Source organism: Citrobacter sp. CRE-46 (assembly GCF_059615875.1).
Genome location: NZ_CM184341.1, coordinates 4,576,081 through 4,600,227, shown reverse-complemented (window position 1 = coordinate 4,600,227; position 24,147 = coordinate 4,576,081). Strand labels below are relative to the sequence as shown.

Below are 24,147 nucleotides of genomic sequence, written 5' to 3'. Positions count from 1 at the left end.
TTGGGGCTGAAACGATGCATAAGTAGGCAACGACAGCCGAACGGTTGATAAAAGCAGGTGGGGTACATGAAAACAATCAGGTTGACCATGGCGCAGGCTTTGGTGCGCTTTCTTGATAATCAGTACATCGACGTAGACGGCAGCGAAATCAAATTTGTAAAAGGGATTTTCGCCATTTTTGGCCACGGGAACGTCGTCGGATTGGGACAAGCGCTGGAAGAGGACTGTGGCCAACTTAGCGTTCATCAAGGACGTAACGAACAGGGAATGGCGCATATCGCGACGGGATTTGCCCGCCAGATGCGTCGCCATCAAATTTATGCCTGCACCTCCTCAGTGGGGCCGGGGGCCGCCAATATGATCACCGCAGCGGCGACCGCGACGGCTAACCGTATTCCACTGCTTTTGCTGCCGGGCGATGTGTACGCATCGCGTCAACCCGACCCGGTTTTGCAACAGGTTGAACAAGAACACGATCTGACGCTGAGCACCAATGACGCTTTCCGTGCAGTTAGCCGCTACTGGGATCGCATTACGCGTCCGGAACAGCTAATGAGCGCCTGTATCAGCGCGATGCGGGTGTTAACCGATCCGGCGGATACGGGGGCCGTGACGCTTTGCCTGCCACAGGATGTGCAGGGCGAAGCTTGGGATTATCCGGATTATTTTTTCGCTCGCCGGGTCTATCGTCTTGAGCGTCACGCGCCGACGGAGCCGATGCTGAACGAGGCGGTTGCTCTGATTTGCCGCCACCAGCGGCCGCTGATCGTTTGCGGCGGGGGCGTGAAGTATTCGCAGGCTGAAGAGGCGCTGCTGAGATTTGCCGAACGCTGTCATCTGCCGATTGCTGAAACCCAGGCTGGTAAGGGAGCGCTCAGTTCTGCACATCCGCTGATCGTCGGTGGGATTGGCGAAACCGGTTCACTGGCGGCGAATTTGCTGGCGCAGGAGGCCGATCTGATTATCGGTGTGGGGACGCGTTATACCGATTTCACCACCTCCTCAAAGTGGATCTTCCAGAATCCCGACGTGCGCTACTTGAATATCAACGTCAGCCGTTTCGATGTCTTCAAGCTGGATGGCATACAGATGCAGGCTGATGCTCGCGTCGCCCTGACGCAGCTTAGCGAACGGCTGGCCCATGAGCATTATGCTTCGCAATGGGGTGAGACTATTCACCGCGTCCGCTCGCAATATATAGCGGAAGTTGAGCGCGTCTATGCTGTGGAATATTGCAGAGAGGGCTTTAAACCTGAAATTGAGGATCATATGGATACTCAAAAGGTGTTTGAAGAGTTTAATGCGATTACGCGGTCGTGGCTGACCCAGACGCGTGTGCTGGGTGTGCTTAACCGGATGCTGCCGGAAAACGCGTTAGTGGTGGCGGCGGCGGGCAGCCTACCGGGCGACCTCCAGCGCGTCTGGCAAAGCCGCGGCGAGAATGATTACCACGTCGAGTACGGCTACTCCTGTATGGGCTACGAGGTCAACGCCGCATTGGGGGCCAAGCTGGCGCAGCCAGAGCGCGAGGTGTACAGCTTCGTGGGTGACGGCTCGTTCATGATGCTGCACTCTGAGTTGGTCACTTCCGTCCAGATGGGGAAAAAGATCACCGTCATTTTGCTCGATAACATGACCAACGGCTGTATCAATAATCTGCAAATGGAACACGGTATGGACAGTTACTTTACCGAGTTTCGTTTCCATCAACAGGAGAGTGGTCGTCAGGAAGGCGGGTTTATCCCAGTCGATTTCGCTCGCATCGCTGAAGGGTATGGCTGTAAAAGCTATCGCGTCACTACCATTGGACAACTGCATGAAGCATTGGAAGATGCACGCAAACAGACCGTGAGCACGCTAATAGACATAAAAGTGCTTCCCAAAACGATGGTGCATAAATACCTGAGCTGGTGGCGCGTTGGCGGGGCGCGGGTATCCCGTAGCGAACGCATCCAGGCGGTGGCGCGAATGCTTGAGGAACATATTGGACAGGCTCGGCAGTACTGATTGACTTGCCGTCGTTCAGGTTGCTGAAGTGTGGTTATTTTTCTGCAACCTGAATGATGCAGTGTCCACGCATTGTTTGCTTTTCAGAACGGCAAAATAAAACGATCCGTTTTTCTCAGAATTACGAATGCTTTTCTTTTGCGGTTTAAAATTTACTATTCATGATATTAAGAGGTATGAATGAAAAAGCTTCGATGTGGTGTTATTGGCCTCGGCCGGGTAGGTAAAATGCATGTTGAGAATATGTATTTGCTGCCTCAATTAGATATTATCTGCGCCGCCGATTATTTTATTGAGGAGATGAGCGATTGGCTTTGTTCGGTAAATATAACTTCAGGGTATAAAAATTATCAGGAACTTTTACAGCGTGATGATATAGAGGCAGTTTTTATTTTCACCTCAACAGACATGCACGAAGAGATTGTCATGGCGGCAGCGCAGGCGGGGAAGCACATTTTTTGTGAAAAACCGCTCAGTATGAATGAAGATGAGCAGGCCTCAATGGCGGTGCTGAGAAAAGTGAAAGAGAAGGGGGTGACTCTGCAGGTTGCCTTTAACCGCCGTTTTGATCCTCAGTTTCACGAGGTCTTTGATCTGGTGCGCAGCGGCAAGATTGGTCGGCCCCAGATGATAAAAATTACCTCCCGCGATCCAGACCTGCTGCCCCATGATCTGATCAAACGTATTGGCGGTCTGATTTTTGACTTCACTATGCATGACTTTGATATGGCACGTTTTATGATGCAGGATGAAGTCAGCGAAGTCTACGTTAAGGGCAATACGCTGATTGATCCCAGCCTGAAAAATATTGATGACGTTGATACTCTTGCGGTGATGTTGACTTTCAGAAATGGCGGCTACGCACTCATTGATAACAGCCGTCGGGCGGTATATGGCTATGACCAACGGGTGGAGGTTTTTGGCTCAGAAGGGATGGCATATGCGGATAACGTTAGTGAATCGACGGTGAAAGTTTTCAACAGCCAGCACTGCGTAATGAAAAATCCCCTTCCTGATTTCACTGTCCGTTATCGTGAGGCTTACCGAACGGAAATATTACACTTTATAGATTCAGTCCTGCATCATACGCCAGTTGTCTGTACCGGCGAAGACGCATTATTGGCCCAGCGTATCGCTATTGCCGCGCAGCAATCATTAAAAAGCGGACTGCCGGTGAAAATAGCAAGCGATATTTATCTTTAACTGCATCTGTTAATAATGAATAAACTCTCGCACTGAAAAGTGTGAGAGCTTTTCTATACCGAGGGTAATAAAATGAAAGAAATGCAGGCAACGCTGCCCCAGACATTTTATATAAAACCAGGTAAGTTTATCTGGAGTTACCTAGGAACATTTTTATTTATGTTGGGCGGCTGTATCGAGAACAGCTGGTTATCTGCCTGGTTAAATACGCAGGGATTTGATCAGTCTCATATAGGGCAGATTTTTGCCGGATATGGGATTGTGGTCGCGATCACCTCCTGGCTATCCGGTGTTTGTGTGGACGTTTTTGGTCCTAAAAAGGTGATGGTTACCGGTTTTATCGTCTATTTGCTGGCTTCCGTCGCGTTTCTGAACTTTGCGCTACCCAGCCATGATTTTAGCGCGATTCTCGTCACCTACATGCTGCGTGGCGTGGGGTATCCGCTGGTCTGTTACTCCTTCCTGGTACGCCTGACCATCCAGTTGGATAATCACCAGCAAGGGATCGGCACCTCGCTGTTTTGGGTGGTCTATAACCTAGGTTTTACTATCATTGGGCCAGTGGTGGCGGCGTCGTTAATTCCTGCGCTGGGGCACATCAACGTGATGTGGGCCGGGATGGGCGTTGCGCTGCTGGGGGTTCTCTTCATGCTGGTGCTGGAACGCAATGAATTTATTCTGAAGCCGCGAACAACGCCGGTCTTCAAAGAGTTATCTGCGGGTATCTCCATTATGTATGAACGGCCACGGATCGGCCTGGCGGTGATAGTCAAAACTATTAACGGTCTTGGCACCTATGGATTTGTTGTCGTATTACCTCTGTTTCTGCTGGATAAGCATTTTACGCTGGAGGAGTGGGCGAGTATTTGGGGGATTACCTTTATCTCTAACCAGGTCTTCAACATTATCTTCGGCTGGATGGGCGATAAAATTGGTTTTCGCCGAACCATCCAGATTTTTGGCAGCATCCTGACCGGTGTCGCTACGCTGATCGTTTACTGGGTGCCGATGATATGGGGCCATAACTATGTCGCCTTTATGCTGGCAATGTGTTTGTGGGGGGCTGGGCTGGCTGGCTTTGTGCCGATGACGCCGCTGGTGCCGATGATGGCGCCGGATAAGAAGGGGGCGGCGAACTCGGCCGTGAACTTTGGTTCCGGCCTGGGGAATTTCGTTGGGCCAGCGCTGGTCTCCGTCCTGGCAGGGTTCGGCACCGGCGTGGTGATGTATACCATGGCGGGGCTCTATTTATTCAGCGGCATTCTGGTGCAATTTCTTAAAGTGCCTGGCGAGAAATAGTTTCAAATATTCTTCAAAAATCCCTTATAGCCTGTGATGTTCATCACTAAATTAAACCGGTTTTTATCAAGATTGATAAAGCCGGTTTTTTCACCCTACGTTAAATTGTACTAAAGAATTACGGTTATTTACCCACTCATATGCGTTCAGGGAGAAAATAATGAATATCGAAAAAACACGGTTTTGTATTAACCGGAAAATTGCACCGGGTCTAAGCATCGAAGCATTCTTTCGACTGGTTAAACATCTTGAATTTAATAAAGTGGAATTGCGTAATGATATGCCGGGCGGCAGCGTTACTGATGACTTGAATTATAATCAGGTACGTAACCTGGCGGATAAGTATGGACTTGAAATTGTCACAATTAATGCAGTCTATCCCTTCAACCAACTGACCGATGAGGTAGTAAGAAAAACGGAAGAATTATTACGAGACGCGCAGGGAGTTGGCGCGCGGGCATTAGTGCTTTGTCCGCTGAATGACGGAACGATTGTGCCGCCGGAAGTTACAGTTGAGGCAATAAAACGACTGAGCGATCTCTTTGCTCGGTATGATATTCAGGGGCTGGTTGAACCTTTGGGGTTCCGCGTAAGTTCGCTGCGTTCTGCCGTCGGGGCTCAGCAACTGATCCGGGAAGCAGATTCCCCCTTTAAGGTTTTGCTGGATACCTTCCATCATCATCTATACGAAGAGGCCGAAAAAGAGTTTGCGTCACACATTGATATTTCCGCTATCGGTCTGGTGCATTTGTCTGGTGTGGAAGACACCCGACCAACGGAAGCATTGGCTGATGAGCAGCGTATTATGCTGAGCGAAAAGGATGTGATGCAGAACTACCAGCAGGTGCAGCGCCTGGAAAATATGGGATATCGCGGTATTTACGCTTTTGAACCTTTTTCTTCCCAGCTGGCTTCCTGGAGTGAAGCGGAAATAGAGGAACAAATTAATCGCAGCGTGTCATTGCTGTTGCAATGAGGCAGCTAATATCCAGGTGATCGTTTTTCAGTTTCCGCAGCGTGGTACTTACAATGAAAATTGCTTTTGATGTCGATGTTATTAAACATTTACCCATTACACAAATGGTACGGCAGGTTTCCGAGTGGGGATATAAATATATTGAGCAGTCGCCGCACCCGCGTATTAATCCGTTTTATAAACATCCTAAAGCCGGTCGCGAAACAATGCAGGAATATAAACGCGCCTTGCAGAACTACGGTGTGGAAATCTCGTCATTTATTGTGGTTTATCGTTGGTCCGGCCCTGATGAAGAGCGTCGGCGCGCCGCGGTAACCAACTGGAAGCGGATGATTGAGATTGCCGTTGATATGGGCGTACAGGTGATTAATACCGAGCTTTCCGGGACGCCGGATGAGCCGGAGATTTGTGAAGAGATGTGGTATCGCTCCATGGAGGAACTGCTGCCGATCGTGGAACGAGAGGGAATTCGAATCGAAATTCAGTCTCACCCTTGGGATTTCTGCGAACTGAACGATGAGACGGTCGACATGGTGCAGTCTTTGCGTAGTGATAATGTGACCTATCTGTACAGCGCACCGCATGGCTTTTTTTACGATAAAGGACAGGGCGACGTCGCAAGGATGCTGAACTATGCCGGGGCCGAACTTTCGCATGTTCTGCTGGCAGATACGCACAACCACACACTCCCCTGCCGCTACATCATGAATCCGCCAGGCGTGAATGCGACGATTCATCAGCACATCGGGCTGGGAGAAGGTGAGGTCGATTTTGAAGCGCTATTCCGGACGTTGCGCGACATGGATTTTGCAAACCGCACGTTTAAGGTGGGCGGTGAGGCAATTATCACCACGTCGCTGTTTGGTTACCCTGAAAAAATGAGTGTTCAGGCGGTGGAAACGCGCGAGCGGATCGAGCGCGAGCTACTCGGACGTTAAAAACGCGTGGATTTGCCTGTACCGCGCCACAGGCTGGCGCGGTCATTTGCGGCAATTACCCTGAAATTACGCCTCGTTTTCCGCCAGTTCACGCAGGTACTGGAAAATCTGACGCGCTGATTTCGGCGGCTTGTTGCCCGCTTTTTCTTTCCTGGCGTTACGCACCAGAGAACGCAGTTGCTGACGGTCGGCGTCAGGCCACAGGTTCATCACTTCTTCGATGGCTTCATCGCTGCCGTCAACCATACGGTCACGCAGTTGCTCCAGCTTATGGAAGACAACAACCTGCTGGTTGTGACGGTTTTTCAGCTTGTCCAGCGCCTGACGGATAGGATCAACATCGCGCTGGCGCAACATTTTGCCAATCAGCTGCAGCTGGCGGCGGCGACCTTCCATCTTAATGCGCTGGGCCAGCTCAATGGCGGCACGTAAATCCGCGTCGAGCGGGATTTTATCCAGCGCGTTTTTCCCCAGTTCTACCAGTTCCACACCCAGGCGTTTTAACTCCTCGGCGTCACGTTTTATTTCACTTTTACTGACCCAGATAATTTCATCGTCTTCGTCTTCGATGTCATCACCGGGAACGTCGTCGAGCCAGTCTTCGGGCTGCTTAGTCATGTCAGGCTCCTTAAAAAAAGAGGCTAATGTTACCAGTTAAGATGCGCACTGAAAAACGGTTCTCTGTTAAACTTCAGAGAAACTCTCTCTACATTATGGCATTTGCGATGAAAGTAATCTCACAAGTTGAAGCGCAGCGTAAGATTCTGGAAGAAGCGGTCTCGACGGCTCTGGAATTAGCGTCAGGTAAGTCGGATGGCGCGGAAGTCGCTGTTAGCAAGACCACGGGTATTAGCGTCAGCACCCGTTATGGTGAAGTGGAGAACGTAGAATTCAATAGCGATGGCGCGCTGGGGATTACGGTTTATCACCAGAACCGTAAGGGCAGCGCATCCTCCACCGATTTAAGCCCGCAGGCGATTGCCCGTACCGTGCAGGCCGCGCTGGACATCGCTCGTTACACCTCGCCGGATCCGTGCGCGGGCGTGGCAGATAAAGAACTGCTGGCCTTTGATGCGCCCGATTTGGACCTGTTCCACCCCGCGGACGTTTCCCCTGACGAAGCCATCGAACTGGCTGCTCGTGCTGAACAGGCAGCGCTGCAGGCTGATAAGCGTATCACCAATACCGAAGGCGGCAGCTTTAACAGCCACTATGGCATCAAAGTGTTTGGTAACAGCCACGGCATGCTGCAGGGCTACTGCTCCACGCGTCATTCCCTTTCCAGCTGCGTGATCGCGGAAGAAAATGGCGATATGGAGCGTGATTACGCTTACACCATTGGCCGGGCGATGGGCGATTTACAAACGCCGGAATGGGTAGGGGCAGACTGTGCGCGCCGTACCTTATCGCGCCTGTCTCCGCGTAAGCTTTCCACCATGAAAGCGCCGGTTATTTTCGCCAATGAAGTGGCGACCGGACTGTTCGGACACCTGGTCGGCGCGATTGCTGGTGGCTCTGTATATCGCAAATCCACCTTCCTGCTGGACTCGCTGGGCAAACAAATTCTGCCGGAATGGTTGACCATTGAAGAGCATCCCCATCTGCTGAAAGGGCTGGCCTCCTCGCCATTTGACAGCGAAGGCGTACGCACAGAGCGCCGTGACATTATTAAAGACGGCATTTTGACCCAGTGGCTGCTGACCAACTACTCTGCCCGTAAGCTGGGGCTGAAGAGCACCGGTCATGCGGGCGGTATTCACAACTGGCGTATTCCTGGACAAGGTCTAAGCTTCGAGCAGATGCTCAAAGAGATGGGCACGGGCCTGGTGGTGACTGAGCTGATGGGGCAGGGCGTAAGCGGCATTACCGGCGATTACTCGCGCGGCGCGGCGGGCTTCTGGGTCGAAAACGGCGAAATTCAGTATCCGGTGAGTGAAATTACCATCGCCGGTAACTTAAAAGAGATGTGGCGTAATATCGTCACCGTTGGCAACGATATTGAAACGCGCAGTAATATTCAGTGTGGTTCAGTCCTGTTGCCGGAGATGAAGATCGCCGGGCAATAATACCCGTCATACTTCAAGCTGTGGCGTGAATTATTGAGGGTATCTGGCGTTTGTTTATTTTTGAATAATAAAAAAGGAAGTGAGCAATGCGTAAACACCTGTTAGCGATCGTCGCAGCTTCAACGCTGATTCTTGGTTCTTCTGCGTTTGCAGCCGATCTTGAAGACGATATGGGGATCCTCAACGACAACCTGAAAATCGTCGAAAAAACGGATAATGCGACTGAGCTGAAAGACGCGTTAACCAAAATGCGTGCAGCCGCGCTGGACGCGCAAAAGGGAACGCCGCCGAAGCTGGAAAACAAATCCCCGGACAGCCCGGAGATGAAGGATTTCCGCCACGGCTTTGACACGCTGATCGGTCAGATCGACGGCGCATTGAAGCTGGCGAACGAAGGTAAAGTCAAAGAGGCGAAAGCCGTTGCGGAAGACCTGAAAAAAACACGCAACGAAAACCACAAGAAGTTCCGTTAATCTGCTCTATCCGGCCTGCATAATCGTAGGCCGGATAAGACGCCAAAGGCTATCCCCGTCACATTTTTTCAACTTTAGAGTTAGAGAAGTCATTCGCCGAACTGGCTGTTTTCTGCTCATCTCTTGCGATACCCGTCACAGTTTCCCGCCACTAAAGCGCAAATATCGCCTTTTCTGCGGCATAGATCACTATCGCTGCGCCTCTTTCCACTTCGAAGTGGAAAACAACTCGCTACAAACTTTTAACCCCCGCCGCTAATTTACCCTCAGAGCCATTAGTGGGGTAAGACGAGTGAATAACGGAGCTGTAATGAATGACATGGGGGAATCGGTTGAACTGGCCGACCGCATGCTGGCGCAGGTGTATGCCTTGCTGCGTGAACGCCACATTATTCCTAACGCCGTACAGGAACAGATGCTGACGTCGCATGTTCGCGCCATGGCGCACCGCTCGGTAACGGGTGAACCCTTACCAGAAGTCGATGCCAGCTTGTTTGATGAAATATCTGCCGAATCAATGGCGCTTGCCCGCGACGTGGTCGCTGAGTTTGGCAATCTTCCTGAGGAAGAGGCCTGGCTGCTGTCGGTGCACTTCGAAGTCGCGAAAGACAACCTTTAAGGAGCAAAAGATGGATCAAATTACCGTAGTGATTGGCGATCGCCTGGGTAAAGGCCAGAAAGTGGCGGCAGGCGTTGAGAAAGCGGGTGGCCGCGCGGTCGTGGTGCCGGGTGTCGCGGCAGATATGAAGCTGGGCGATGTGATGAAAGCGGAAAACGCCACCTTTGGGATCTCGTTTTGCGGTAGCGGCGGGGCGGGCGCGATTACCGCGCAAACCAAATATGGCTACAAGGCGAAATATGGCATGCGCTCGGTCGATGAAGGGGTAACCGCCATCAATGAAGGCTGCAACGTACTGGGGTTCGGTTTTATGGACAAAGAAGAACTCGGCGAGCGCCTGGTACAGGCGTGGCAAAAGAAATACGGCGCTTAAGCATGAAAGAGCAATTCACCACCACGGTGAGAGTCACGGGTAAGGGGGAGGCTAAAGCGCGCGCCTTTGCCGACGCCCTGAACCACGTTCAGGCTGCGGTGATGAAAGCGTCCCCGCATATCTTACTGCGTATTGAGCCACAGGATGTGCAGGTTGTTCAAGCGCGTGAAACGGTGCGCAAAGAGGCGTTTTTGTTCCTCTTCCTGCGCCGGGAAAGACGCACCTTCAGCGTGGAGCTGGACGTGACCGTCAACGTGACTGCCATCAATCTCGACAAGGTGGATTTCGTTACGCAACGCTGATCTTTTATTAAAAGGCATAATTATGTTCCTGATAATATTAATAAAATCGCTCATCATCGGCGGCCTGGTTGGCGTCGGTGTCGGCGCTGGGGCTGCACGCATGTTTCATGCGCCGACCACTCAAGGGATGGGCGCGTTTCGTACTCTGGGAGAACTGAATTCCTGTGAAGGGGATCCGGCTTCTCACTTCTCATTCGGTCTGGGCTTTTTCTTTAACGCCTGGGCTTCTTCCGTTGCCGCAGGGGCGTTCACGCAGGACGTCGACCATCGCATCATCCCCAACTGGGGGGCCGCCGCGCTGATGATCAAAAATCGCAATGTTGGTGAAACGCTGCACGATCCTAAGCGCATGGCGATCGCCTGCGGTGTTATCGGCATGATTGTCGTGACCTTCCTGAACCTCACCGCGTCATCCGTACCGGAAGCGCTACAGGTTACTGCCGTTAAGGTGCTGGTGCCCGCGGCAAACCTGCTGGTCAACACCGTGATGCCAGTGATCTTCTGGCTGGCGGCGATTGATGCCGGCAAGAAATCCGGCTTCTGGGCTACCGTTTTTGGCGGCGCGGCGCAGTTAATTATGGGTAACGCCGTCCCGGGTCTGGTTCTGGGCATTTTGATCGGCAAAGGTGTTGAAGAGAGCGGCTGGAACCACGTGACGAAAGTGATGATGGTGGCTATCGTCGCGCTGTTCGTCCTGAGCGGCTTCTTCCGCGGCTTCGACATGAAGATGATCGAATCCTTCCATCTGACCGTGCCTGACTGGTTGGAACTTATCCATAACTCGCTCAGCGGTAAATAACGGAGGCCATCATGGAACAGAATAAAGGTTTTTGGTTCGCCGACTGGTCGTTCCCGATCTTCGTTGGCCTGCTCTCATCCGGCGTGTTTGCCGGAACGCACATGTACTACCTGTACGGTATCGGCGCATTCAACGAAGTGGCGTTCGTGGCGATGTTGAAAGCGGGAATGGACACCGGCTCCTACGGGGCGGTAGCGGCATTTGGCGCCAGCTTCCTGTTTGCCCGCATCATTGAAGGTTCGCTGGTAGGGATTCTGGATATCGGCGGGGCGATCCAGACCGGGGTCGGGTTAGGCGTTCCGGCGCTGCTGCTGGGCGCGGGCATTATCTTCCCGGTCGCCAACTTCGCTGCCTCGCTGGTCACCGGTCTGGTGATTGGTCTGGCGATTGGCTACATCATCATTCTGGCGCGTAAGTTCACCATCAATCAGAGCGACTCAACCTACGGAGCGGACGTGATGATGGGGGCCGGTAACGCTTCTGGCCGCTTCCTCGGTCCCTTGATTATCCTCAGTGCGATGACGGCTTCTATTCCGATTGGCGTGGGTTCGCTGCTGGGTGCGCTGCTGTTTTATATCTGGCAAAAACCGATCACCGGCGGGGCGATTCTCGGCGCGATGATCCTCGGTTCCATCTTCCCGATTGCGATTAGCTAACTGTTGATTTGTAGGCCGGATAAGGCGGTTACGCCGCCATCCGGCAAAGGAGAGAACGATGTTTGATTTACTCCTGCGCCATGCGCGTCTGGTCGATGACACGCTGACTAATATTGCCCTTCAGGATGGCAAAATCGCGGCGTTGGGTGACGTTGATGGTTCGGCGTTGAAAACCATTGACCTGCGCGGCGAATGTTACGTTAGCGCGGGTTGGATTGATTCTCACGTTCACTGCTACCCGAAATCGCCGATTTACCATGACGAACCGGACTGTGTGGGTATTGCCACTGGCGTTACCACCGTGGTGGATGCCGGGAGTACAGGCGCTGATGATATTGACGATTTTTACACGCTGACCCGTGACGCGGCCACTGAGGTTTATGCGCTGCTGAATGTTTCACGCGTTGGGCTTATTGCCCAAAACGAGCTGGCTGACATGGCCAACATTGACGCCGATGCGGTGCGGCAGGCGGTGAAACGTCACCCGGACTTTATCGTCGGCCTGAAGGCGCGCATGAGCAGCAGCGTGGTAGGGGTTAACGGCATCACGCCGCTGGATCGCGCCAAAGCGATGCAGGCGCAAAACGGCGACCTGCCGCTGATGGTGCACATCGGCAACAACCCGCCAGATCTGGATGAGATCGCCGAACGCCTCACCGCGGGCGACATTATTACCCACTGCTACAACGGTAAGCCGAACCGCATTCTGACGCCGCAAGGTGAGTTGCGGGCGTCAGTGACGCGGGCGATTTCACGCGGTGTGCGTCTGGATGTTGGGCATGGCACCGCCAGCCTGAGCTTTGCGGTGGCAAAACGCGCTATCGGCCTGGGTATTTTGCCGCACACCATCAGCTCCGATATTTACTGTCGCAACCGTATCAGCGGCCCGGTGCATTCCCTGGCGAATGTAATGTCGAAATTCCTCGCCATTGGCATGTCGCTTCCGCAGGTCATTGAATGCGTTACCGCCAATGCTGCCGATGGTCTGCGCCTGAAACAGAAGGGGCGACTGCAGGTCGGTCTGGATGCCGATTTAACCCTCTTTACGCTGAAACGCCAGCCAGCCGTGCTGGTAGATGCAGAAAACGACAGCCTACAGGCTGAACAACTGCTGGTGCCGCTTGCCGCAATACGTGCGGGCAAGGGCTATATGACCGAACAAGGGAGCGCGGAACATGCCTTCGATTTTTGAGAAATACAAATTAAAACAGGTGATTAACACATCAGGCCGCATGACGGCGCTCGGTGTCTCTACGCCGCGACCCGAAGTGGTTGAGGCCGCGATGGCGGGGATGAACCAATACTTTGAGATGAAAGACCTGGTGAATAAAACCGGTGACTACATCGCGAAATTGCTGGAAGTGGAAGGGGCAACCGTTGTTTCCTGCGCTTCGGCCGGGATCGCCCAGTCGGTCGCGGCTGTGCTGGTTAAAGACAGCGACTGGTTGCTGGAGAACCTGCACGTCACGCCCATCGACAACAACGAAATCGTGTTGCCCAGAGGCCACAACGTTAACTTTGGCGCGCCGGTGGGCACCATGGTAGCGCTTGGCGGCGGCAAGGTCGTAGAAGCCGGTTATGCCAATGAATGTTCCGCGGCGCAACTGGCAGCGGCCATCACACCGCGCACCGCGGCCATTCTGTATATCAAATCTCACCACTGCGTACAGAAAAGTATGCTCAGCGTGGAGCAGGCTGCGGTGGTGGCGCGCACGCATAATCTACCGCTGATTGTGGACGCGGCGGCGGAAGAAGATTTGCAGTGCTACTACCGCGTGGGCGCAGATCTCGTTATCTACAGCGGCGCGAAGGCGATTGAGGGGCCAACCAGCGGTCTGGTGATCGGTAAAACTCAATACGTTGAGTGGGTAAAACGTCAAACGGCGGGTATTGGTCGGGCAATGAAGGTGGGTAAAGAGGGAATACTTGGCCTGACCTGCGCTATTGAACTGTACCTCAACGCGCAGAAAGAGAGCGGTGCGGAAATGGTCGAGAAAATGACGCCGTTTATTAATAACTTGAATCAGCTTCACGGCGTGAGCGCCCGCGTGGTGTGGGACAGCGCAGGGCGCGACATCGCACGCACGGAAATTAAGTTTGACGAAGCGGTAACCGGGATCGCCACGGGCGAACTGGTCGACGCGCTGAAGCAAGGGGAGTACGCGATTTACTTCCGCGGTTACAAAGCCAACGAAGGCATTATCGAAGCCGATGTACGCAGCGTTGATCGCGCGCAACTGGAGATTGTGGCCCGTCGAATAGGTGAAGTGATTTCGCAGGAGAAAAAAGCATGAAACTGATCCCTAATTTTTATCGCGACCGCGTCTGCCTGAACGTACTGGCAGGCTCCAAAGAAAACGCCCGGGAGATTTACGCGGCGGCGGAAGGGCACGTGCTGGTTGGCGTACTGTCAAAAAATTACCCGGATGTCGCAAGCGCGGTAACGGATATGCGTGAATATGCGGCGCTTATCGACAATGCGCTCTCCGTGGGGCTGGGGGCGGGCGATCCTAACCAGTCGGCGATGGTCAGTGAAATTTCCCGTCAGGTGCAGCCACAGCATGTTAATCAGGTCTTTACCGGCGTGGCGACCAGTCGCGCGCTGCTGGGCCAGCAGGACACGGTGGTCAACGGTCTGGTTTCACCAACCGGTACGCCGGGACTGGTAAAGATATCCACCGGTCCGCTAAGCAGCAAAGCGCCGGACGGCATTGTGCCGGTAGAAACCGCCATTGCGCTGCTCAAAGATATGGGCGGTAGTTCAATTAAATACTTCCCAATGGGCGGCCTGCAATGCCGTGACGAGTACATCGCGGTCGCCCGGGCCTGCGCGCGTCATGACTTCTGGCTGGAGCCAACGGGCGGGATCGATCTGGATAATTTCAGTGAAATCCTGCAGATCGCCCTCGATGCCGGCGTGAGCAAAATCATTCCTCACATCTATAGTTCGATTATTGATAAGGTGAGTGGTAACACCCGTCCGGACGACGTACGCCAACTGATGGCGATGACCCGGGCCTGCGTAGGCTAATTGACAGATGAGGAAACTGACGTGCGATTCCCCAACCAACGTTTAGCGCAGCTATTTGGCATGTTGCAAAACGAAGCGCTTCCACAGGACGAGCTGGCGCAGCGGTTGTCGGTTTCCACACGCACCGTACGGGCGGACATCACCGCGCTAAACGCGCTGCTCTCCCAGTATGGCGCGCAGTTTGTCCTCAGCCGGGGTAACGGTTATCAGCTCAAAATTGACGATCCGGCAAGTTTTCATACCCTGCAGACGCAGCAGCCCGACTCGTTGCTGCGTATCCCACGGACCAGCCAGGAACGGGTTCACTGGCTGGTGGTTCGCTTTCTGACTTCGGCCTTTTCACTGAAGCTGGAAGATTTGGCTGATGAATGGTTTATCAGTCGCGCGACGCTGCAAAACGATATGGCAGAGGTGCGCGAGCATCTGCAACGTTATCATCTGACGCTGGAAACGCGCCCGCGACACGGCATGAAGCTGTTCGGCAGCGAGATGGCGATCCGCGCCTGTTTGACCGATCTGTTGTGGATGCTGGCACAGCAGGATCCGCAGCACCCATTGGTGACGGAAGAAGCATTGAATGCCGGGCTTCCTGAGCGGCTGCAACCCGTTTTGCAGGACATTTTCGCTCGTTTTCATATCCGCCTGACCGATGAGGGCGAGCTGTTTTTGCGCTTGTACTGCGCGGTGGCGGTACGGCGGATTAGCGAAGGGTATCCGCTACCGGAATTTGCCGCAGAAGAAGCCGAGCAATCTGTATGCCTGGCCACGCGGGAAATCGCGGCGGTATTGCATCGGTTGGCGGATAAACCGCTCTCCATTTCTGAAGAGAACTGGCTGCAGGTGCATATTGCTGCTCGCCAGGTTCAGGAGATCGCTCCCAGTGCCATCAATGCGGATGATGATGAAGCGCTGGTCAATTACATCCTGCGGTTTATCAACAGCCAGTACAACTACAACCTGTTGAATGACAAGCAGTTACATGCCGACCTGCTGACGCATATTAAAACGATGATCACCCGGGTGCGCTACCAGATAATGATCCCCAATCCGCTACTGGAAAATATTAAACAGCACTATCCGATGGCATGGGATATGACGCTGGCCGCCATCTCGGGATGGGGAAAATATACGCCGTACACCATCAGTGAAAATGAGATTGGTTTCCTTGTCCTGCATATCGGCGTTGGGCTGGAACGTAGTTACAACATTGGTTATCAAAGGCAACCGAAAGTTCTGCTGGTATGCGATGCCGGAAATGCGATGGCACGGATGATTGAAGCGGTGTTGGCACGTAAGTATCCGCAGATAGAAATCGTCGATACCGTGACGCTACGCGACTACGAACAGCGGGAAAGCATCAGCGAAGACTTCGTGATTTCAACCGCGCGGCTCGGAGAAAAAGATAAGCCTGTGGTGATGATTGCGCCGTTCCCTACCGATTATCAACTGGAGCAGATTGGCAAACTGGTGCTGGTCGACAGAACCCGTCCGTGGATGCTGAACAAATTTTTCGATGCCGCCCATTTCCGCGTTATCGATGGCCCAATGGATCAACAAACGTTGTTCAATACACTATGCCGTCAGCTGCAGGATGAAGGCTTTGTTGATGCGGAGTTTCTTGATTCGGTTGTCGAGCGTGAGGCCATCGTCAGCACTATGCTGGGTGACGGCATCGCCCTGCCGCACTCCCTCGGTCTGTTGGCAAAGAAAACGGTGGTCTACACCATTCTTGCCCCGCAGGGTATTGCCTGGGGCGATGAAACGGCGCACGTGATCTTCCTGCTCGCTATCAGTAAAAGCGAGTATGAAGAAGCAATGGCGATTTATGATATTTTCGTCACTTTCCTGCGCGAGCGGGCCATGACGCGACTCTGCGCGTGCCGGAATTTCACCGAGTTCAAAACGGTCGCCATGGAGTGCGTGAGTCGCTTTTAAAGACGCTGCGATTATCCTGCAGCGTCGTCTCCTGCAATCGTTCCCCCCTTAATTTCAAGGGCATCACATCACGGCACAACGGTCATTACCTGGCCGGGGAAGCTAATCTGGATCACGCCGCCCCACATGCAGATCAGCTTTGACTGGGCGGTGAGTGCGGGCATATTTCCCACTAATACCGTGGGTGAGCCCGGCGCCCAGGGGGCCGGTGTGGCGGGGATACACGGCATTGGCGTTAGCACGCCGAGCGCCGCCGCGGTTGCGGCTGCAACGGTCGGGTTAGCGATGCTGTTGCACATCCCGAACGGCAGAATGTTTACAAACGGTTTGTTATCCATAATATTCGCCATCGGCATGTTGTTGACGATGGTTCGGCTGGTGGGCAACACGTTCAGTGTAGCTGGCGCAATGCCAAACGAGCATTGCAGCATCGCGCCAGTACATACGGCAGGACAACTCATGGCAGTACCCCCAATTGTTTCCACAGTCGGCGAGCGGACTCATCGCCGCTAATCAGTTCATTGAGCAATTCAGGTAGCGGCGTATTCCCCCAGGCAAAGGCGCGATAGAGCAGATAAGGCACCGGGCTGTGTGGTTCAGTACGCGCCAGGTAATCCGCGACCTCTTTAATCATCCGATACGCTTCCCCGCGGTGGGCAAATGCAACGGGATTACCGGGCACTGGTGCCGCTTCTTGTACGACAGGCTGTGAGGGGGCTGGCAAGTTAGCCCCCAATGCTTGCAGGCAGGTTTTAATTTTTTGTTCCAGCGGATTGAAAGACGGTGCGGATGCTGCGGGCCAGCCCTGACAAACGGTATTAAGCCGCGTAAGCCATTCAAGACTTGCTGTTAGCGCCGTAACGATCGACTCTTCCGCCCCAGGTAGGGGAACGTCTGATAATTTTCCCTGCTGCCACTGTGATAAGGAGATATGCTCTCCATTCGCTATAAATAGCGGAGCTTCGGCGACCAGAACGGCGTAATGCTGCGCCATCCAGCAAAGTGGGGCGGCGCGATAATCATAGTCGCCCTCTTTGATTTTTGGGTGCAATTCCTCTGGATAACGCTCCAGCGCCAGCGTGGCCAATGCCAGCGCATCGGGCAAAGACGTTAAGCCTTGTGACCGAATCCATGCCTCACCCAGCCAGCTCATAATCACCAGATCCTTGCTGAGCGTTTTTGTCAGCGACGTGGCGATCTGTGCGACGGCGTCCCAGTCAGCGCGTCGCGGCGTGCTTTGCCAGACGCCCGTGGGCAGCGTTTCGTCATCCTGCTGGCGAGCGGCGACCAGTCGGTCGAACTCTGGTGAATAGCGGATCGCGTCTCCGCACGGTTTATCCGCCTGAATAGGCGTCAGTAATGCCTGAATATGTTCCATCATTTTCCTTGTGATAATCCCTGTTCGGTAAGCGGTACCCACGGTAGCGGCGCTTTGCCCTGTGCATCCAACAACGCGATTTGCCAAAAGACGGTGGTTTGTGACTGTTGCTGACCATCTCCCACAGGAAGCGAAAAGCGTAATGGTAGCGGTTGCGCCAGCGCGCCGCCGACGCGCTGTTGTTTGATCATCCTCAGCAGTGACCATGCCCCCTGCCAGCGCCAGCGACCAGTATCACCGCTTACCGTTACACCTGTCTGTGACAGACCTGGCATTGGTCGCCAGGCGGAGTTAGTTGCCCAGCGTAGGCTAAAGTTCAGGCTGTCTCCGCTACGCCAGTGCAGATTCGTCGTGCCGCCGGGGTAGCTTATTGCCTGTTGATTGCCGGTAAGCCGCCAGTCAGCAATTTGGTCAGCGCCGACCTCGCGGTGACGAGAGGTGCGCCAGATAACGCGTAACGTAACCCCTTCCGGACTGACCAGCGCGGAAAGTAATGGCTGCGCCGCCGCCAGTTGTTGAATCAATGGCGGCTGCGCAGAGAGCGTTTCTGGAGGGAGCTGCGCGAGTAAAGTCGTGAGTTCGCGAACCCGATCGACATCGGCATCCGGTGCCTGTGGCGCGGCGGTAAAGGGGAAATGCCCCGCCAGCCAGACGTTGTACAGTGTGAAGATTTGCCCCACCGCGCCAATGCTCGCCTGCTGGCGTAGCTGCTGGCATGTTTGCTGCGATGCGTTTACCAGCGCGTTCAGCGATTGGCTGTAAAAATCGTTACCGCCGGAAGTGGTGAACTGCGCCAGCTCGCTCTGACAATTCTGAGCGGAAAGCGTGGGCAGCGCGGCGGCAAGCGTGGTCATTTGCATCGGCGGGCTGCCAGGATCCTGTTGTTGCAGCCGCTGCATTGTGGCCAGTGAACTGCTCCAGCGGACGATAAGCTGGTTTTCCGTCGTGGTAAGCCATGGACGCTGTTTGTCGAGCCAGTCGATATCCTGCTGATAGCGGGTCAATGCGCCGGAGATTTGCGCGGCTTGCGCGTTGGCCCAACCGGCAATCTTCTGCCCGCTGACCTGCGCCTGCTCTGCCGTGGCGTAATTCACGGCGGGAGGGGCGATCGCCGGCAGTAACGCGCCGCCGTCCTGGCGCACGCGGGCAATCACCTGGGCTGCGGCTTGCTGACGTAATGCGATGGCAAACTGAGGACGATTAAGCTGGTTGAACGCGTCAATGAGTTGATCCGCGCTAGCCGTACTGAGATTGCTATGGTCAGGTGACTCGGCAGCCCCCGTGTACAGTGCCTGAAGCATGGCGTTTTCAACTGCTTGCCGGGCCAGCATAGTGAGTTTGGGACGCCAGATACTGTCCGGAAGTTGTTGTATAAAACGCTCATATCCGCCAAACAGCGCCAGTGCCTGCTGGAGTTGTAGATTCCCGGGATAACCTGCTGTTGTGTCGGTTGGTAGGCTCGCCCCACGCTGCCAAAACGGTTGATTGAGCAGATCGCGCAGGCTTTTTTGCAGCGCGACAACATCCGGTGACACGCTGAACTCGCCTTCCGGCGACTGCTCGGTTAGTGAGGAGAAATGCAGGCGGGAACCATCGACCTGTGCCAGAAAGCGTTGGCGCAATAAGGCTTCATGACGTAAAACTTCTTGAATCACATCATTGTCGATCAGTCGGAGCGTGCGTGCCTGGGTGAGGAGCTCATCCAACGGCAGCCGAATAGGTGAGTGAGTCGCATCGCGGCTAAGATTATTAATCGTAGTTAGCGTGGCCTGTAAACGGCTGACCTGACGGATTAAGGAACGCACAAATAGCGGAGTAACCCGTGAGTCATTGCTGAATAACGTCAGTAACTGTTCGAGCTGCTCTTCGTTGTTATCCAGACTGGTGTTGCCATAATTCTGCTCCAGCCAGCGCATCGTTTCGCGAGAAAAATACTCGCTGTTTCGCTGCGTTAATTCACTGGCGTCAGGCAACTTGAGGCGTGAAAGGTTGAGGGTGGCAATCATCCCATTCAGACGATCCTGCGACGGTAGCGATTCTGTATCTACGGTCACGCCCCAGATGCTGGCGCTGACGTTTGCCAGCGTCTGTATAGTGGGTTGCTTCACCTGCATTAATTGCAGTAATGGTAAATAACGCGACTCCATTTGCTTTGCCTGGCTAAGCAGGTGCTGAATCTGGCGGTAACGCTCCTCGGGCAGTAGCTCCTCCTGCTCTGACATCTTCTCACTTTGACTTTGCAGACAGATGCTGTTGGTCGCAGGTAATAGCAGGCTGGCTAACGTGGCGTTATTAAAGGTGTCCCGTAATTTTGTGTCGGTATGGCTGAACAAGGAACCGGGCCAGACAACAGATCGAAACTGCCACTGCGGAATACCGTTAAGCACTCGCCAGTACAGTGCGGTGGATCGTTCGCCTGCGTTATTGGCGCGCAGGGTTTGTGTGGCCAGCACTTGCAGACGATCGTGTAGTAAAACGGCGTTGGTATGTTGGTATTGCCAGCTCCAGATCATTGCCGCCAGCCAGATAACACAAAGGCAGCTATAACAGGCGAGGGTAATGAAATGGCGGCGCAGATTCAGGCGCAGCAGGCGGCGGACCGGGAGCGCCAGACCACGCTCGGCGGCAATTTTGCCGCTCAGTAGCGTCTGGCAAAACTGCATCCGTGGTTTATCATGGGTCAGCGTACGGGCGACAAACCAGATCCCACGCAATAGTGGAGGTTCATCGCGGGCGTTGCTGTTAAACAGAGAATCGAAATAATCATGCAGCGGGGCGGCTAGCGGCAGGAGGTTTTCCGGCAGACGAAACAGATCTTCCGGCGTAGTTCCCCGCAGCGCGCCGAGTTCCGTGATGAGCATGCGCAGTGAGCTTCGGGTATTGTCCAGCGCGCTGTCTATCCACTGTGGCTTCCAGATGGCCTCTCTGGCGACCGGGATGGCGCTGCCGATGGGGCTGTGACGAGCCTCCTCCGGCAACATGGCTAACAAAGACGAAGCCCCTTCCAGTGCTTCTACACCGCTTATCAGCAGGTAGACTGGTAAACTCAACCCACATACTTGCTGTAGCTGTTGGCAGTTGTTCAGTAGGCTGGCGCGAGCGGCCTCATCGCCCTGCAGCGCATCCAGCGACAGGGTGATAATCAGCGCGTCCAGTGGACGCTGCGGACGACTTTTCACCAATGCCGCGAGCATTTTTTGCCAGTCATTCTGGCGAATAAGCCGTTTTTTCCCGGCAGTTTGCAACGTTTGCGGCAGGCACAAAACACTACACTGAGGGTTAAACCACCATTGCCCGAACCAATACTCCTGGCCGTCGGTGAGTGACCAACTGCGACAAAGCAGACGGTTATCTTCTTCGTCGCCCAGCATCAGTATGCGCATACTGTCGTAAGGATCCTGACCGCCGCAGGCGCGCTGGATCTCTTTTTGCGCACGGATGAACGTATCGTTGCGGTATTCCCACTGCCACCAGACGCACCAGAGGGTCATCGCCAGCAGCACCTGCACAATAATCAGCAGAGTCAGCCAGTGTTGCATCACCTGGAATCTCCCTGGCAGGACTGGGTCACCGGGAAATCAGGCAACGTATTCACGCCGATAGCATCTTCAATACTTAGCCACAATCGTTGGCTTAACAGCAGCAGAGCGAGCAGTATGATGAGGGCAATCAGGTGCAGACGTGAGTTGTCAGGCAGGCGACGGTGCGCCGGAAGCTGTAATGGCGTTCCCAGTGCTGCGGATTCCATTCGCTGGGCAATATCGCTGAACCTGGCGTCATGCTGGAAAGCAAAATGCCATAGCAGTTGACAGGTTTCCTGGTGGGCCTGTGGATCAAAATCGTCACGCCGGGAACCGAACCCCAGCGTCAGGCAACGTAAATAAAGCGCGGCTAAATCGCGCTGTCCGGGGCTGCGCTCATTGAGTAACGCGGTGATCTTATGAGGGATCAGATCGCCGGCGCTATGGGTCTGCCACAAATGATACTCCAGCGGGCAACTCTGCCAGAGTGAGAGGGCTGGCCAGTCGCCATAGAGTACAGATTCATCAATCAGCGCGACCAGGGCGTAAACCGCGTCATCAATCTGCTGCTGAAAGGGGGTACCCAATTCACGGATTAGACGTCGGTTATACTCTGCCACCGCCTGACTGGCGTACTCAAAAGCCTCCGTGTGCAACTCATCAGGCGGCAGCGTGGTGCTTTTCCAGCGTTCAAACTGCGCCAGCCAGCGAGAGAAGACGTCATCAAACAGACGGCAGGCAGGCATATCAGGATTCGTAGGCGTCATGGCGATCCTCCTGACGGTAAAGCATGATCCGCTGCGGCATGTCATCGGTTTCATGCAGCGGAGCAATGACCAGCGGCGTCTCTTTTTCAAACCACTGGGTGGTAAGCGTTAACGTGAACAGGGCGATACTGCTGTCGACTTCCCAGTCGCCGTGCTGTTCGGCGGACAGTGGAGTGAGTGTCATCCCATGCATTCGCTGACGACGCAAAACGGCCAAAAACGGTTGGCTGGCGATAAGGCTCTTTTGTAACCAGCTTTCTGCTCTGGAGGTGCTGCCAGCAGGCATCAGCAGACCAATCACCACCTGTTCTCCGGCATGGATATTCGCGGGGAGCTGAAGCGAAAACATGTTATCCAGTTTGCTGAAGTTGATCCGTTGATAGCGGCGATGAATATGCGCCAATTGATTTTTCAACATGGTGAAAAGGGAGGCGAATGCCGGCTGCATGTTTTGATAATCGAAGGTCGGCAGCAAGGGCAGGGTTTTATCCTGGGTCAGAATTGCCGTCTGCCCGAGAAATAAACACAGCGCGCGGTAAAGATCCTCAGGGTGTGGACGCCCACCGTTAATCAGGCTTTCCAGCAGCGGTAAAGCCCCTTGAATACTTTGTAACGACAGCGTTAGCCACAGCCAGTCATTGGTGCGTTGGCTCTGTTGCGCCAACTGCATTTCCCGGCTTAAAAACAGAATTTTTTCTCTTGCCTGTAAGCAGAGTTGTCGCGTGTTGCGGGAAAGATAGCTCTCTTCACTGACGCTGGGCGAGGGCGGAAACCAGTCGCTCTGACGAAATCCTGCTTCGGTATACACTATCTGAAGTAGCGGCAGACAGATTAAATCGGCGCGTTCATGCTGACAAACCAGGCGTGGTGCGGGCTGCCACAGCGAAATACTTTCAGGAAATTCTCCGCTGCTCAGATCCGGCATTGGGGCGCTGTTCGTTGAGCGATAGCGGTCATTCATCAACTGCCACTGTCCGGCGCGGTTTAGCGGCGGCAGCGCCAGCCAGAGAATATGTTCACTGTCCGGCGCGGCGGGGAGCAGATGTTGGCAGTCGAACTCCAGCGGCGAGTCGCGGCTGATATCGTACTCAACCGGCGTGCCATCGGGCATGATTGCCTCAAGACGCAGGATACGCAGCATACCGGCACACAGTGCGGCTTCGTCGATATGTAGGTGGTTAACGCCCCAGAATCCGGGATTGGCGCACCGCGCCAGCATGGCGGGAAGCATTTCATTGCGCAGCGCCTGTAACTGGAAATGTTGCGGCAACATCGCCATCCCTTCGTACCAGCAGACCATTGCCGGAATCGTGCTCATAGTATCTTCCTTGTTCAGGGCGCCAGAATTGCCTCATCCGTCATCAGTAGCAGATGCAGTGAACTGACTTTATCCAGCCGGAGCCGGTGATCGCCTTCACTGCGATAACGTGCAAACAGTAGCGTTGCTTCTGTCGTAACGCCCTGCAGGGGATTTTCTTGCGCAACAAAACGTGAACCTGGCACCAGTTCCAGAGACCAGACGCGAAATCCGTCAGGGTTATCACGCAATAATTGTGATTTGGCATTAAACCACTGTGTCGCGGAGAGTGACTGGACGGTGGGTAACAGCGCGCTATCGGTAATAGCGACAATATCCACTGCTACCGGTGCGTTATCATTCGCATCCGGAACTGTTTCAATAATTACATCATTAAATGCCACACGGTTTTGCCACAATGAACAGCCGCTATTCAGTAACGTTAAGGTACTGAATAATATTAATATGGCCGAATGGCATATGCCGCTTTTCATATAAAGTCCTTTT

At 54.0% G+C, this 24,147-nt stretch carries 23 protein-coding genes; 16 read left to right on the top strand and 7 right to left on the bottom strand.

What is annotated here, in order from left to right; translation table 11 throughout:
- The first annotated feature begins 66 nt into the window (after nt 1-66).
- The 5 genes from iolD to iolH all read left to right on the top strand — a co-directional run bounded on the left by iolD (nt 67) and on the right by iolH (nt 6,423).
- Entirely contained in the window at nt 67-2,007 is a 1,941-nt protein-coding gene (gene iolD / locus AC534G_RS22335) for a 3D-(3,5/4)-trihydroxycyclohexane-1,2-dione acylhydrolase (decyclizing) (RefSeq protein WP_110496154.1), read from the top strand.
- A gap of 180 nt (nt 2,008-2,187) precedes the next feature.
- A complete protein-coding gene (gene iolG2 / locus AC534G_RS22330; RefSeq protein ID WP_110496153.1) occupies nt 2,188-3,210 on the top strand; it encodes a D-chiro-inositol-2-dehydrogenase IolG2 in 1,023 nt (340 codons plus the stop codon).
- Between the two features lie 72 nt (nt 3,211-3,282).
- Nucleotides 3,283-4,509 carry an MFS transporter gene (locus tag AC534G_RS22325; protein ID WP_085048435.1) on the top strand — a complete coding sequence of 409 codons (1,227 nt, stop codon included), beginning with the start codon at nt 3,283-3,285 and terminating at the stop codon, nt 4,507-4,509.
- 160 nt (nt 4,510-4,669) lie between these two features.
- Nucleotides 4,670-5,485 carry a 2-keto-myo-inositol isomerase IolI2 gene (gene iolI2, locus AC534G_RS22320; protein WP_110496152.1) on the top strand — a complete coding sequence of 272 codons (816 nt, stop codon included), beginning with the start codon at nt 4,670-4,672 and terminating at the stop codon, nt 5,483-5,485.
- A 53-nt stretch (nt 5,486-5,538) separates the two neighbouring features.
- Nucleotides 5,539-6,423: a sugar phosphate isomerase/epimerase IolH gene (iolH, locus tag AC534G_RS22315; protein ID WP_110496151.1), complete on the top strand. Its 885-nt coding sequence runs from the start codon at nt 5,539-5,541 to the stop codon at nt 6,421-6,423.
- A 66-nt stretch (nt 6,424-6,489) separates the two neighbouring features.
- On the opposite strand, the gene yjgA is transcribed toward iolH, so the two are convergent.
- Nucleotides 6,490-7,041, bottom strand: a complete 552-nt coding sequence (yjgA, locus tag AC534G_RS22310; protein WP_038636638.1) for a ribosome biogenesis factor YjgA — start codon at nt 7,039-7,041, stop codon at nt 6,490-6,492.
- 95 nt (nt 7,042-7,136) lie between these two features.
- Between yjgA and pmbA the strand changes: the two genes are divergently transcribed.
- The 11 genes from pmbA (at nt 7,137) to AC534G_RS22255 (ending at nt 16,677) form a co-directional block, all read left to right on the top strand.
- Entirely contained in the window at nt 7,137-8,489 is a 1,353-nt protein-coding gene (pmbA, locus tag AC534G_RS22305) for a metalloprotease PmbA (protein WP_038636641.1), read from the top strand.
- A gap of 86 nt (nt 8,490-8,575) precedes the next feature.
- The gene (gene cybC, locus AC534G_RS22300; RefSeq protein ID WP_038636643.1) at nt 8,576-8,962 is read left to right on the top strand and encodes a cytochrome b562; all 387 of its coding nucleotides are present in this window, start codon (nt 8,576-8,578) and stop codon (nt 8,960-8,962) included.
- 310 nt (nt 8,963-9,272) lie between these two features.
- Nucleotides 9,273-9,581: a PRD domain-containing protein gene (locus AC534G_RS22295; protein ID WP_016151467.1), complete on the top strand. Its 309-nt coding sequence runs from the start codon at nt 9,273-9,275 to the stop codon at nt 9,579-9,581.
- A 10-nt stretch (nt 9,582-9,591) separates the two neighbouring features.
- Entirely contained in the window at nt 9,592-9,954 is a 363-nt protein-coding gene (locus AC534G_RS22290; protein ID WP_038636646.1) for an SFCGS family glycine-rich protein, read from the top strand.
- A 2-nt stretch (nt 9,955-9,956) separates the two neighbouring features.
- Nucleotides 9,957-10,256, top strand: a complete 300-nt coding sequence (locus AC534G_RS22285; RefSeq protein ID WP_038636649.1) for a DUF4312 family protein — start codon at nt 9,957-9,959, stop codon at nt 10,254-10,256.
- Nucleotides 10,257-10,278: 22 nt separating this feature from the next.
- Nucleotides 10,279-11,055: a DUF4311 domain-containing protein gene (locus AC534G_RS22280; RefSeq protein ID WP_006686375.1), complete on the top strand. Its 777-nt coding sequence runs from the start codon at nt 10,279-10,281 to the stop codon at nt 11,053-11,055.
- An 11-nt stretch (nt 11,056-11,066) separates the two neighbouring features.
- Nucleotides 11,067-11,711 carry a DUF4310 family protein gene (locus AC534G_RS22275; RefSeq protein WP_038636652.1) on the top strand — a complete coding sequence of 215 codons (645 nt, stop codon included), beginning with the start codon at nt 11,067-11,069 and terminating at the stop codon, nt 11,709-11,711.
- Between the two features lie 58 nt (nt 11,712-11,769).
- The gene (locus tag AC534G_RS22270; protein WP_110496150.1) at nt 11,770-12,903 is read left to right on the top strand and encodes an amidohydrolase/deacetylase family metallohydrolase; all 1,134 of its coding nucleotides are present in this window, start codon (nt 11,770-11,772) and stop codon (nt 12,901-12,903) included.
- Nucleotides 12,887-14,005, top strand: coding sequence for a DgaE family pyridoxal phosphate-dependent ammonia lyase (locus AC534G_RS22265; RefSeq protein ID WP_061382749.1), 1,119 nt, complete (start codon nt 12,887-12,889; stop codon nt 14,003-14,005). Before AC534G_RS22270 ends, AC534G_RS22265 begins: the two co-directional genes overlap by 17 nt.
- The gene (gene dagF, locus AC534G_RS22260; protein ID WP_069324756.1) at nt 14,002-14,742 is read left to right on the top strand and encodes a 2-dehydro-3-deoxy-phosphogluconate aldolase; all 741 of its coding nucleotides are present in this window, start codon (nt 14,002-14,004) and stop codon (nt 14,740-14,742) included. Before AC534G_RS22265 ends, dagF begins: the two co-directional genes overlap by 4 nt.
- Before the next feature lie 21 nt (nt 14,743-14,763).
- Nucleotides 14,764-16,677, top strand: coding sequence for a BglG family transcription antiterminator (locus tag AC534G_RS22255; protein WP_110496149.1), 1,914 nt, complete (start codon nt 14,764-14,766; stop codon nt 16,675-16,677).
- A gap of 68 nt (nt 16,678-16,745) precedes the next feature.
- On the opposite strand, the gene AC534G_RS22250 is transcribed toward AC534G_RS22255, so the two are convergent.
- From AC534G_RS22250 to AC534G_RS22225, 6 genes are read right to left on the bottom strand one after another with little or no spacing between them, the layout of a single operon-like run.
- Nucleotides 16,746-17,138: a DUF4280 domain-containing protein gene (locus AC534G_RS22250; RefSeq protein ID WP_069324757.1), complete on the bottom strand. Its 393-nt coding sequence runs from the start codon at nt 17,136-17,138 to the stop codon at nt 16,746-16,748.
- The gene (locus AC534G_RS22245; RefSeq protein WP_233593810.1) at nt 17,135-18,058 is read right to left on the bottom strand and encodes a type VI secretion system protein TssA; all 924 of its coding nucleotides are present in this window, start codon (nt 18,056-18,058) and stop codon (nt 17,135-17,137) included. Before AC534G_RS22245 ends, AC534G_RS22250 begins: the two co-directional genes overlap by 4 nt.
- Nucleotides 18,055-21,594, bottom strand: coding sequence for a type VI secretion system protein (locus tag AC534G_RS22240; protein ID WP_233593809.1), 3,540 nt, complete (start codon nt 21,592-21,594; stop codon nt 18,055-18,057). The genes AC534G_RS22245 and AC534G_RS22240 overlap by 4 nt, the downstream gene beginning before the upstream one ends.
- Complete coding sequence (locus AC534G_RS22235; RefSeq protein WP_038636678.1) at nt 21,594-22,343, bottom strand: DotU family type IV/VI secretion system protein; 750 nt, start codon at nt 22,341-22,343, stop codon at nt 21,594-21,596. The genes AC534G_RS22240 and AC534G_RS22235 overlap by 1 nt, the downstream gene beginning before the upstream one ends.
- Nucleotides 22,324-23,661, bottom strand: coding sequence for a type VI secretion system baseplate subunit TssK (gene tssK, locus AC534G_RS22230; protein WP_038636681.1), 1,338 nt, complete (start codon nt 23,659-23,661; stop codon nt 22,324-22,326). The genes AC534G_RS22235 and tssK overlap by 20 nt, the downstream gene beginning before the upstream one ends.
- 14 nt (nt 23,662-23,675) lie before the next feature.
- Entirely contained in the window at nt 23,676-24,134 is a 459-nt protein-coding gene (locus AC534G_RS22225) for a hypothetical protein (protein WP_038636684.1), read from the bottom strand.
- Nucleotides 24,135-24,147 lie beyond the last annotated feature (13 nt).